This window comes from Mycobacterium sp. 050128 (assembly GCF_036409155.1).
In the GTDB taxonomy this organism is placed as follows: Bacteria; Actinomycetota; Actinomycetes; order Mycobacteriales; family Mycobacteriaceae; genus Mycobacterium.
This window is the reverse complement of sequence record NZ_JAZGLW010000002.1, coordinates 491,145-503,356: the sequence shown is the minus strand read 5'-3', so window position 1 is coordinate 503,356 and position 12,212 is coordinate 491,145. Positions and strand designations below refer to the sequence as shown.

At 68.0% G+C, this 12,212-nt stretch carries 10 protein-coding genes; 9 read left to right on the top strand and 1 reads right to left on the bottom strand.

Annotation, left to right across the window (positions count from 1 at the left end):
* The first annotated feature begins 7 nt into the window (after positions 1-7).
* From SKC41_RS19765 to xerD, 8 genes are all read left to right on the top strand, one after another.
* Positions 8-817: a TlyA family RNA methyltransferase gene (locus tag SKC41_RS19765; RefSeq protein WP_330979361.1), complete on the top strand. Its 810-nt coding sequence runs from the start codon at positions 8-10 to the stop codon at positions 815-817.
* Positions 814-1,737: an NAD kinase gene (locus SKC41_RS19760; protein ID WP_330979360.1), complete on the top strand. Its 924-nt coding sequence runs from the start codon at positions 814-816 to the stop codon at positions 1,735-1,737. Before SKC41_RS19765 ends, SKC41_RS19760 begins: the two co-directional genes overlap by 4 nt.
* 24 nt (positions 1,738-1,761) lie before the next feature.
* The gene (recN, locus tag SKC41_RS19755) at positions 1,762-3,507 is read left to right on the top strand and encodes a DNA repair protein RecN (RefSeq protein ID WP_330979359.1); all 1,746 of its coding nucleotides are present in this window, start codon (positions 1,762-1,764) and stop codon (positions 3,505-3,507) included.
* Between the two features lie 127 nt (positions 3,508-3,634).
* Positions 3,635-4,816, top strand: coding sequence for a putative cytokinetic ring protein SteA (steA, locus tag SKC41_RS19750; protein ID WP_330979358.1), 1,182 nt, complete (start codon positions 3,635-3,637; stop codon positions 4,814-4,816).
* Positions 4,817-4,838: 22 nt separating this feature from the next.
* On the top strand, positions 4,839-5,792 hold the full coding sequence (locus tag SKC41_RS19745) for a copper transporter (protein ID WP_330979357.1): 954 nt from the start codon (positions 4,839-4,841) through the stop codon (positions 5,790-5,792).
* Positions 5,793-5,939: 147 nt separating this feature from the next.
* Positions 5,940-7,691, top strand: coding sequence for a CTP synthase (locus SKC41_RS19740; RefSeq protein ID WP_330979569.1), 1,752 nt, complete (start codon positions 5,940-5,942; stop codon positions 7,689-7,691).
* Positions 7,684-8,310: an NUDIX hydrolase gene (locus tag SKC41_RS19735; protein ID WP_330979356.1), complete on the top strand. Its 627-nt coding sequence runs from the start codon at positions 7,684-7,686 to the stop codon at positions 8,308-8,310. Before SKC41_RS19740 ends, SKC41_RS19735 begins: the two co-directional genes overlap by 8 nt.
* A complete protein-coding gene (gene xerD, locus SKC41_RS19730) occupies positions 8,307-9,251 on the top strand; it encodes a site-specific tyrosine recombinase XerD (RefSeq protein ID WP_330979355.1) in 945 nt (314 codons plus the stop codon). Before SKC41_RS19735 ends, xerD begins: the two co-directional genes overlap by 4 nt.
* An 11-nt stretch (positions 9,252-9,262) precedes the next feature.
* Here the strand turns inward: xerD and SKC41_RS19725 are convergent, their stop codons facing one another.
* The gene (locus SKC41_RS19725) at positions 9,263-10,015 is read right to left on the bottom strand and encodes an O-methyltransferase (protein ID WP_330979354.1); all 753 of its coding nucleotides are present in this window, start codon (positions 10,013-10,015) and stop codon (positions 9,263-9,265) included.
* Positions 10,016-10,121: 106 nt separating this feature from the next.
* Between SKC41_RS19725 and SKC41_RS19720 the strand changes: the two genes are divergently transcribed.
* Entirely contained in the window at positions 10,122-12,026 is a 1,905-nt protein-coding gene (locus tag SKC41_RS19720; RefSeq protein ID WP_330979353.1) for an AMP-binding protein, read from the top strand.
* The last annotated feature ends 186 nt before the right edge of the window (positions 12,027-12,212 follow it).

Genomic DNA, 12,212 nt, shown 5'->3' with positions numbered 1-12,212 from the left:
TGCGGGCATGGCACGACGCGCCCGCGTTGACGCCGAGCTGGTGCGGCGCGGACTCGCGCGATCCCGTCAGCAGGCCGCCGAGTTGATCGGCGCCGGCAAGGTCAGCATCGACGGCATGCCCGCGGTCAAGCCCGGCACCGCCGTTGCGGCGACCGCGGCCCTGACCGTCGCCGACGACGGCGAGCGGCGGTGGGTGTCGCGCGGGGCGCACAAGCTGATCGGCGCGCTCGACGCGTTCGGGATCCCGGTCGCGGGACGTCGCTGTCTGGACGCCGGCGCGTCGACCGGCGGCTTCACCGAGGTCCTGCTGGATCGTGGTGCCGCCGGGGTGGTGGCCGCCGATGTCGGCTACGGCCAGCTGGCCTGGTCGCTGCGCTCTGACTCGCGGGTAATGGTCGTCGAGCGCACCAACGTTCGCGACCTGTCGCCCGAGGCGATCGGCGGGCGTGTCGACCTCGTGGTGGCTGACCTGTCGTTTATCTCGCTGTCCACCGTGTTGCCCGCGCTGGCTGGTTGCACCAACCCCGGCGCGGATATCGTTCCCATGGTGAAGCCGCAGTTTGAGGTCGGGAAGGGCCAGGTCGGTGCCGGCGGGGTCGTCCACGACCCCGCGCTGCGCGCCGACTCGGTGCTGGCCGTCGCGGGACGTGCCGCCGAGCTGGGTTGGCACACCGTCGGCGTCACGGCCAGTCCGCTGCCGGGGCCGTCGGGCAATGTCGAGTACTTCCTGTGGCTGCGCGCCGACACCGATCGGGCGTTGACCGGCGACGGGCTCGTCGATGCGGTGCAGCGCGCGGTAGGCGAGGGCCCGCAATGACCGCCGAACGGACCATCCTGCTGGTCGTGCACACCGGACGCGAGGAAGCCACCGAGACCGCACGGCGTGTACAGAAAGTGTTGAGCGACAACGGTATTGCCCTTCGCGTGTTGTCGGCCGAGGCCGTCGATCGGGGGCCGCTGCCGCTGTCTCCCGACGACGTCCGGGCGATGGGCGTCGAAATCGAGGTGGTCGACGCCGAGCCCGACGCCGCGGAAGGCTGCGAGCTGGTGCTGGTGCTCGGCGGCGACGGAACCTTCCTGCGTGCAGCGGAATTCGCTCGTAACGCGGACATTCCGGTGCTGGGCGTCAACCTGGGGCGCATCGGCTTTCTGGCCGAGGCCGAGGCCGAGGCCATCGACCGGGTGCTCGAACATGTGGTCGCGCAGGACTACCGGGTGGAGGAGCGCCTGACGCTCGACATCGCGGTACGGCATCGCGGGCAGGTGCTCGATCAGGGCTGGGCGCTCAACGAGGCCAGCCTGGAGAAGGGCCCGCGGTTGGGCGTGCTCGGCGTGGTCGTCGAAATCGAGGGACGGCCGGTGTCGACCTTCGGCTGCGACGGCGTCCTGGTGTCGACGCCGACCGGATCGACCGCCTACGCCTTCTCCGCCGGCGGCCCGGTGCTGTGGCCGGACCTCGAGGCAATCCTGGTGGTGCCCAACAACGCCCACGCGCTGTTCGGTCGGCCGATGGTCACCAGCCCGGACGCCGCGATCGCGATCGAGATCGAGGCGAGCGGCAACGACGCCCTGGTGTTCTGCGACGGCCGTCGCGAAATGGTGCTACCCGCAGGAGGGCGGCTCGAGGTGAAACGCTGTGGCACCGCGGTGAAATGGGCACGGCTGGACAGCGCGCCGTTCACCGACCGACTGGTGCGTAAGTTCCGCTTGCCCGTGACCGGTTGGCGCGGAAAGTAACGGCGCCGCAGCGGTGCTGACGCAATGCTGACCGAAATCCGCATCGAGTCGCTGGGTGCGATCAGCTCTGCGGTCGGGGAGTTCGACCGCGGCCTGACCGTACTGACCGGTGAGACCGGCACCGGCAAGACCATGGTGGTGACGGGGCTTCATCTGCTCGGTGGCGCCCGCGCCGACGCCAACCGGGTGCGTTCGGGTGCCGAACGCGCGGTCGTCGAAGGCCGTTTCACCACAACCGATCTCGACGACGCGGCGATCGCGCAGCTGGACGAGATGCTGGACGCGTCGGGCGCGGAACGCGACGAGGACGGCAGCGTGATCGCGCTGCGCTCGGTCAGCCGTGACGGGCCGTCCCGGGCCTATCTCGGCGGCCGCAGCGTGCCCGCGAAATCGTTGGGAGACTTCACTACCGGGCTACTGACCCTGCACGGCCAGAATGACCAGCTGCGGCTGATGCGGCCCGAGGAGCAACGCGGCGCGCTGGACCGGTTCGCGAAGACCGGCGCCGCGCTGGAGCGCTACCGCAAAGTGCGCGACGCCTGGCTGACGGCGCGGCGCGACCTGTTCGATCGGCGCAACCGCATGCGCGAACTCGCGCTGGAGGCCGATCGGCTGAGCTTCGCGCTCAACGAGATCGATGCGGTAAACCCGCAGCCCGGCGAGGACGACGCCCTGGTCGCCGATATCGTGCGGCTCTCCGAGCTAGACACACTGCGCGAGGCCGCAGCCACCGCCCGCGAGGCGCTCTCGACCGAGGATTTGACGGGCGGCAGCGCGGCCGACACTCTCGGACGCGCAAGGGCCGCACTGGAATCCACCGACGACGCCAAGCTGCAGGCGTTGGCCGAGCAGGTGCGCGAGGCGCAGACCGTGGTCGCCGATGCGGCCCAGGAACTCGGCGGCTACCTGGAAGAGCTGCCCGTCGATGCCAGCGCGCTGGAATCGAAGCTGGCCCGCCAAGCCGAGTTGCGGACACTGACCCGCAAGTACGCCGCGGACGTTGACGGCGTGCTGCAGTGGGCGGCCGCATCGCGCGACCGGCTTGCCCAACTCGACGTGTCCGAGGAAGGGCTGGCGGCGCTGGAACGCCGCGCCGACGAGCTCGCCGGTGAATTAGCAGAAGCCGCAATCGATCTCAGTAAGGCGCGACGCAAGGCAGCGAAGAAGCTGGCCAAAGAAGTGACCGCCGAGCTGTCCGGGCTGGCGATGGCCGATGCCGAATTCACGATCGAGGTAAGCACCGACATCGCCACCGAGAAGGACGACCCGGCCGCCCTCACGCTGCCGTCGGGCGAGCTGGCCCGCGCGGGAGGCGACGGCATCGACCAGGTCGACTTCGGCTTCGCCGCGCACCGGGGCATGACGGTGCTGGCGCTGGCCAAGAGCGCCTCAGGCGGTGAGCTGTCCCGAGTGATGCTGGCTTTGGAAGTGGTGCTGGCGGCATCGGCGGCGGGCACCACGATGGTGTTCGACGAGGTCGACGCCGGTGTCGGTGGCCGGGCGGCCGTCCAGATCGGGCGGCGGCTGGCGCGGCTGGCACGCACTCACCAGGTCATCGTGGTGACCCACCTGCCGCAGGTCGCGGCGTACGCCGACGTGCACCTGGTGGTGCATCCGGCCGGGCCGCGGGGGACCAGCGTGGTGCGGCGGGTGACCGACGACGAGCGGGTCGCCGAGCTGGCGCGGATGCTGGCCGGTCTGGGCGAATCCGACAGCGGCCGCGCGCACGCCCGGGAGCTACTCGACGGCGCCCAGAACGACGAGATCTAACCGTCGTGGCCCCGCTCGAGACCATACCGGGATCCGCCTGTTACAGATGTGACTCTAGATAACTTCTGGGGCTAATGTTACGGCGCGCCTCCACCCCTCGGCCGCGCCTGACGGACAGAATCCCCCCATGAAGATGTCAGGGCTGCTAACACGTCACGCTTCCCGGCCGGGTCTGACCGGCACCGCACGGGTGGACCGCAACATCGACCGTCTGCTGCGTCGGGTCTGCCCGGGTGACATCGTCGTGCTCGACGTCTTGGACCTGGACCGGATTACCGCCGAAGCGCTGGTAGAGGCGGACATCGCCGCCGTCGTGAACGCATCGCCGTCGGTCTCCGGCCGCTACCCGAACATGGGCCCGGAGGTATTGGTCAACAACGGCGTCACGCTGATCGACGAGACCGGACCGGACATCTTCAAGAAGGTCAAGGACGGCGCCAAGGTTCGCCTGTATGAGGGCGGGGTGTACGCAGGCGAGCGTCGGCTGATCCGCGGCACCGAGCGCACCGACCACGACATCGCCGACCTGATGCGCGAGGCCAAGAGCGGCCTGGCTGCCCACCTGGAGGCGTTCGCGGGCAACACAATCGAGTTCATCAAGAGCGAGAGCCCGCTGCTGATCGACGGTATCGGCATTCCCGACGTCGATATCGACATGCGCCGCCGCCACGTGGTGATCGTCGCTGACGAGGACAGTGCCGCCGACGACCTACGCTCGCTGAAGCCGTTCATCAAGGAGTATCAGCCGGTGCTCATCGGCGTCGGCAGCGGCGCCGACGTGCTGCGCAAGGCGGGCTACCGCCCGCAGCTGATCGTCGGCGACCCGGAGCAGATCAGCACCGAGGCGCTCAAGTGCGGCGCCCACGTGGTGCTGCCGGCCGACGCCGACGGCCACGCGCCCGGGCTGGAGCGGATCCAGGACCTCGGGGTCGGGGCGATGACCTTCCCCGCCGCGGGTTCGGCCGTCGACCTCGCCTTGCTGCTCGCCGACCACCACGGCGCGGCGCTGCTGGTGACGGCCGGCCACACCGCCAACATCGAGACGTTCTTCGACCGGACCCGCACCCAGAGCAACCCGTCGACGTTTTTGACCAGGCTTCGGGTCGGGGAGAAGGTGGTCGACGCCAAGGCTGTCGCCACCCTCTACCGCAACCACATTTCGGGCGGCGCCATCGCGCTGCTGGCGCTGACGATGCTGATCGCCGTCATCGTCGCGCTGTGGGTGTCGCGCACCGACGGCGTGGTGCTGCACTGGGCCACCGACTACTGGAATCACTTCTCCGTGTGGATTCAGCACCTGATCACTTAGTCAGTTCGAAGGACGTGCGCTCATGATCTCGTTACGCCAACATGCCTTCTCGCTGGCCGCGGTCTTTCTCGCGTTGGCCGTCGGCGTCGTGCTGGGTTCGGGCTTCTTGTCCGACACCCTGCTGTCCAGCCTGCGTGACGAGAAGCGTGACCTCTACACGCAGATCGACGGGCTCAACGACCAGAAGAACGTCCTCAACGAGAAGCTCAGCGCGGCAAACAATTTCGACAACCAGCTGATGGGCCGGATTGTGCACGACGGGCTGGCAGGCAAATCCGTCGTCGTCTTCCGTACCCCGGACGCCAAGGACGACGACGTTGCTGCGGTCTCGAAGATCGTCGGCCAGGCCGGCGGGACCGTCACGGGGACGGTGGCACTGACCCAAGAGTTCGTCGACGCCAACTCCGCGGAGAAACTGCGGACCGTGGTGAACTCGTCGGTGCTGCCCGCCGGACAGCAACTCAGCACCAAACTCGTCGACCAGGGGTCGCAGGCCGGTGACCTGTTGGGCATCGCCATGCTGATCAACGCCGGCCCGGCGGTCCCACCCGTCCCAGAAATCACAGAGACGCAGCGCGACACCGTGCTGGCGGCGCTGCGCGAGACCGGGTTCGTCACATATCAACCCAGCGACCACATGGCCGCGGCCAACGCCGCGCTGATCGTCACCGGTGGCGCGCTGCCGCAAGACGCCGGCAATCAGGGAGTCAGCGTGGCCCGCTTCGCCGCGGCGCTGGCGCCGCACGGCTCGGGCACGCTGCTGGCCGGGCGCGACGGATCGTCGACGGGCGGTGCCGCGGTCGCGGTCGCACGCGCCGACGCCGGCATCAACTCCGCGATCAGCACCGTCGACGACGTCGACGCCGCGCCCGGTCGGATCACCGCGATCCTCGGCCTGCATGACCTGCTCAATGGCGGGCATGTCGGGCAGTACGGCACCGGTCACGGCGCCACGTCGATCACTGTTGCGCAGTAGCGATTCGCAGTCGGCCATCCGGTTGCCGGGCGTGTTAGCCGCGCCGTCGCGTTGCTGGTGTTAGGGTGGGTTTCCGTGGGTCGGCAGGCCCAGCTAGTCAATTTCGACGATAACGACGCCCTGCCCGTCTTCACGGAGGTCGCTTTAGTGCGTAGGCATCCGCAAACCACCACCAAGCACCTCTTCGTCAGCGGTGGTGTCGCATCCTCACTCGGTAAGGGTCTGACCGCCAGTAGCCTCGGACAGCTACTGACCGCGCGCGGACTGCACGTCACGATGCAAAAGCTCGACCCGTATCTCAACGTTGACCCGGGCACGATGAACCCGTTCCAGCACGGCGAGGTCTTCGTCACCGAGGACGGCGCCGAGACCGACCTCGACGTCGGTCATTACGAGCGATTCCTGGATCGCGACCTGTCCGGCTCCGCGAATGTCACTACCGGACAAGTGTATTCAACCGTCATCGCCAAGGAGCGCCGCGGCGAATACCTCGGCGACACCGTTCAGGTGATCCCGCATATCACCGACGAGATCAAGCGGCGCATCCGGGCGCTTGCCGAACCGGACGCCAACGGCAACCGCCCGGACGTCGTGATCACCGAGATCGGCGGCACGGTCGGCGACATCGAGTCGCAGCCCTTCCTCGAGGCGGCCCGGCAGGTCCGCCACGATCTCGGTCGTGAGCACGTCTTCTTTCTGCACGTGTCGCTGGTGCCCTACCTGGCGCCGTCCGGTGAACTCAAGACCAAGCCGACGCAGCACTCGGTGGCCGCGCTGCGCAGCGTCGGAATCACGCCCGACGCGTTGATCCTGCGCTGCGACCGCGACGTCCCCGAGCCGTTGAAGAACAAGATCGCGCTGATGTGCGACGTCGACATCGACGGCGTCATCTCCACTCCGGACGCGCCTTCGATCTACGACATCCCCAAGGTGCTGCACCGCGAGGAGCTCGACGCGTACGTGGTGCGCCGGCTGAACCTGCCGTTCCGCGATGTCGACTGGACCCAATGGAACGACCTGCTGCGCCGGGTGCACGAACCGCACGAAACCGTGCGAATCGCCTTGGTGGGCAAGTACGTTGATCTGTCCGATGCCTATCTCTCGGTGACCGAGGCGTTGCGCGCCGGCGGGTTTCGGCACCACGCAAAGGTCGAGATGGTATGGGTGCCGTCCGACGACTGCGAGAGCGCCACCGGTGCCGCGGCAGCGCTGGCCGACGTGCACGGTGTGCTGATCCCCGGCGGATTCGGCATCCGCGGTATCGAGGGCAAGATCGGCGCGATCCGGTATGCGCGGGCACGCGGGTTGCCGGTATTCGGCTTGTGCCTCGGTCTGCAGTGCATCGTGATCGAAGCCGCTCGCTCGGTCGGTCTGACCGAGGCCAACTCGGCCGAATTCGAACCGTCCACACCGGATCCCGTCATCTCGACGATGGCCGATCAGGAGCACATCGTGGCCGGCGAAGCCGACCTCGGCGGCACCATGCGGCTGGGCGCCTATCCTGCGGTGCTCGAGCCGGATTCGATTGTGGCCCAAGCATATAAAGCCACTCAGGTGTCCGAGCGGCACCGGCACCGCTACGAGGTCAACAACGCCTACCGTGACAAGATCGCCGAAAGCGGGCTGCGATTCTCCGGGACCTCGCCCGACGGCCATCTGGTGGAGTTCGTCGAATACCCGTCGGACATTCACCCGTTCGTCGTCGGTACCCAGGCCCACCCCGAACTGAAGAGCCGGCCCACCCGGCCACATCCACTGTTCGTCGCATTCGTCGGCGCGGCCATCGACTACAAAGAAGGTGAGCTGCTTCCGGTGGAGATCCCTGAGCACACGTCCAACGGCAACCAGCATCGGGACAGTGCCGAACGGTCGATTCCCGAACCCGCCACTCGTGGCTGACCATGACTTCGAGACGGCGTCGAGCGAACTGCTCTACACCGGAAAGATTTTCACGCTGCGCCGCGACGAGGTGCGGATGCCCGGCGGCAACACCGCGGCGCGCGAGGTGCTGGAACACTACGGCGCCGTAGCCATCGTGCCGATGCGCGACGACCACAGCATCGCGATGGTCTACCAGTACCGGCACACCTTCGGCCGGCGGCTATGGGAACTGCCGGCGGGCCTGCTCGACCTCGCGGGCGAAGCGCCCCACCTCACGGCGGCACGCGAACTCGAGGAGGAAGTCGGTCTGCACGCCGACACCTGGCACGTCCTCGTCGACCTCGACACCGCGCCCGGATACAGCGACGAATCGGTCCGGGTCTTCCTGGCCACCGGTCTGACCGAGATCGGCCGCCCGGAGGCGCACGACGAAGAAGCCGACCTGACGACGCGCTGGATCCCGATCGAGGAGGCGCTGCGCCTCGTCTTCAGCGGTGAGATCGTCAATTCCCTTGCCGTATCCGGGATTCTGGCCGCACATGCCGTCACAACGGGGTTGGCCCAGCCGCGCCCGGTGGACATCCCGTGGCCGGACAAGCCCCGGGCATTCGCCGCCCGAAAAGCGGCCGCGCAATGACGACCGCGCTGACGCTCGAGTCGCAAATGCAGGGCTATCTCGACCACCTGACGATCGAGCGGGGGGTAGCGGCCAACACGCTCAGCTCCTACCGGCGCGACCTGCGCCGCTATTCAAAGCACTTGGAAGACCGTGGAATTCACGATCTTGCCAAGGTCGGCGAGGACGACGTCAGCGAATTCCTGGTCGCACTGCGCCGCGGTGATCCCGATTCCGGGGCGGTGGGCTTGTCGGCGGTGTCGGCCGCGCGGGCGTTGATCGCGGTGCGCGGACTGCATCGCTTCGCCGCCGCCGAGGGGCTGACCGAACTGGACGTGGCGCGCGCGGTGCGACCGCCGACCCCGGGCCGCCGGCTGCCGAAAAGCCTGACCGTCGACGAAGTGCTCGCGCTGCTCGAAGGCGCGGGCGGGGAGAGCCCGTCCGACGGTCCGCTGACGCTGCGCAACCGGGCGCTGCTGGAGCTGTTGTACTCCACCGGATCACGCATCTCCGAAGCCGTCGGCCTCGACGTCGACGACATCGACACCCAGGCCCGCTCGGTGCTGCTGCGCGGCAAGGGCGGCAAGCAGCGGCTGGTGCCGATCGGGCGTCCCGCCGTGCAGGCGCTGGATGCCTACCTGGTGCGCGGACGCTCGGAGCTGGCGCGCCGGGGCCGCGGAACGGCCGCGATCTTCCTCAACGCCCGCGGCGGACGGCTGTCGCGGCAAAGCGCATGGCAGGTGTTGCAGGACGCCGCCGAGCGCGCCGGGATCACCTCGGGGGTGTCGCCGCACATGCTGCGGCACTCGTTCGCCACGCATCTGCTCGAGGGCGGGGCCGACGTGCGCGTTGTGCAGGAGCTGCTCGGTCACGCCTCGGTGACGACCACGCAGATCTACACGTTGGTCACCGTGCACGCGCTGCGCGAAGTGTGGGCCGGAGCCCACCCGCGCGCCCAATAGTCGGCCGAATTTCAGCCCAGGTAGTCGGACTCCAGCACCAGGTCGGACACCATCGACTGGTACTCGAGGTGAGCCTTGTGCTCGACGGTGTTCCACAACTTGCCCTGCTGTTGGCGCATGTACTCGCGGTACTTCGGCGCCCCGGGCACCCGCACGTTGTCGGCGACCGCGATCGAGCCCTTATGCAGCCAGCCCCGGTCCATGATGCTCTTCAAATCGTCGAGGTAGGCGTCCTTGTCGTGGTCGAGGAACAGCAAATCAAGTGCGCCAGAAGCGAATCCGTGCTCGTTGGCGAGCGCGTCGAGGGTGCGCCCGCCGTCACCGATGGTGCCGACGACGCAGGTCACCCGATCGGCGACGCCGGCATGCGCCCAGATCCGCCGGGCGTTAGCGGCGTTGGCCTCGGCGAGCTCGACGGAAAACACCTTGGCGTTCGGCGCGGCCCGGGCGATCCGCAGCGCGCCGTAGCCGCAGTAGGTGCCCAACTCCAGCGCGAGCGCGGGGTCGGCCCGGCGTACGGCGGCGTCGAGCAGCAGACCCTTCTCGTCGCCGACGTTGATCAGCATCGACTTCTCGTAGGCGAACTTGTCGATGGTGGCGATCACGTCGTCGATGTCGCCGGCCCGGGCGTTGTTGACGACGTAGTCGACCGCGGCCGCCTCGCGTCCGTCGCCGATCTGGCCCGTCGTGGTGATGTTGCGCGCTCCGGCGGCCATCCGCCATACCGACCACCGCAGCAGCGGTATCCGTCGTTTGAGATCCATACGCCCACCATAGGCATCGTCGACCCAACGGTGGTGTCCAAGACTTGCGTCCCCGCGGTCCCGGCTATACCGTCCGGCCATTGGTGACGGCCGGCAGAGGAGCCAGATGAACGGTTATCGCGAGCTTCACCAGGTCAGCCTCGACGATCCGAGGACATTCTGGGCGCAGGCCGCGGAGGCGGTGACATGGACGCAAGCGCCGAGGCAGATCCTCGACGACAGCCGACCGCCTTTCTATCGCTGGTTTCCCGACGCGGAACTCAACACCTGCGTCAACGCGCTCGACCGGCACGTCGATGCCGGCCGCGGCGGCACGCCGGCGCTGATTTACGACTCACCCGTGACGGCGACGAAGTGCACCCTCTCCTATGCCGAATTGCTAGATCTCACATCGCGTTTCGCCGGGGTGCTGCGCAGCTTGGGGGTGAGCAAAGGCGACCGCGTGGTCATCTACATGCCGATGATCCCGGAAACGGTGGTCGCCATGCTGGCGTGTGCCCGCATCGGTGCGGTGCATTCCGTGGTCTTCGGTGGATTCGCCGCCCACGAGCTCGCCACTCGCATCGACGACGCTCGTCCTGCCGTGATCGTCTCGGCGTCGTGCGGCATCGAACCGACCCGGGTTGTCGAGTACAAGCCCATGCTCGATGCGGCGATCGCCGCCAGCGCGCATCCGCCGCGGCACTGCGTCATCGTGCAGCGGGACCGGCTGCGCTGCAGCATGATCGACGGCCGTGACAGAGACTGGCAGGAGCTGATGAGCACCGCCGAGCCCGTGCCGGCAGTCGCGGTGGCCGCAACGGATCCGCTGTACATCCTTTACACCTCGGGTACGACCGGCCGGCCCAAAGGTGTGGTGCGGGACAACGGTGGTCACGCGGTAGCGCTGCTGTGGAGCATGCGCCACATCTACGACGTCAGTCCCGGCGATGTCTTCTGGGCGGCGTCGGACGTCGGCTGGGTGGTCGGGCACTCCTACATCGTCTACGGACCACTGTTCGCGGGGGCCACCACGGTGCTCTACGAGGGAAAGCCGGTGGGCACGCCCGACCCGGGTGCTTTCTGGCGTGTGATCACCGAGCATGAGGTGAAGGTTTTCTTCACCGCGCCGACCGCCATCCGCGCAATCCGCCGGGACGATCCCGACGGCACCTGGCTACAGCGCTATGACCGCGCCCATCTGGAATCGGTGTTCCTCGCCGGTGAGCGGCTCGACCCCGACACCTACTCATGGGTGTCCGACAAAGTCGGCGTTCGAGTCATCGACCACTGGTGGCAGACCGAGACCGGTTGGGCGATCGCAGCCATTCCGATAGGCGCCGAACCGCTGCCGATCAAGCCCGGTTCGCCGGGCGTGCCGATGCCGGGTTACGAGGTCGCGATCCTCAATCCGGACGGGGCGGCCTGCTCGCCTGGTGAGGAGGGCGCCATTTGCCTGAGTCTGCCGCTCCCGCCCGGTGCCTTCCCGACGCTTTGGCAGGATGACGCGCGGTACGAAGCCTCGTACTTGTGCGAGCATCCCGGCTATTACCTGACCGGCGACGGCGGATATGTCGATCAGGACGGCTATCTGTTCGTGATGGGCCGCATCGACGATGTCATCAACGTGGCCGGTCACCGACTCTCCACCGGCGCGATAGAAGAGGTGCTGGCGTCGCACCCTGCGGTGGCGGAAGTGGCGGTCATCGCCGTCGCCGACGAGATCAAGGGCCAGATCCCGCGCGGGTTCGTCGTCCTGCAGGCCGGGGCGCCGGGGGACGGGCTCGCCGACGAGTTGGTGGCGCTGGTTCGCGACCAGATCGGTGCGCTGGCGTGTCTGAAGCGGGTCGACATCGTCTCGGCGTTGCCGAAGACGCGCTCCGGCAAGATTCTCCGCAAGGCGATGCGCCGCATCGCGCACGGCCACGACGATGAGATGCCGTCCACCATCGAGGACCCCGACGTGCTCCATGCGCTGCGGCCCGTCCTGACCCTGGAGCCCGGCGCGCGGGAGTCGCTGGAACTGGCGTGACCACCCAGACCGGCCGGCAGTGACGCGCGGCGGGTAGCGTCCGTCTCCCCTTCGGCTGGTGCTCGTGTGACTGGTGTTAAGCATGCGAATTCAACGGCACCACGCCCGCGATATCCGCACATATTCGCTGGTAAAACACCCTGCGGGTCGGCCGGTTTACGCGCGCCTACCCGATAGACTTTCGGA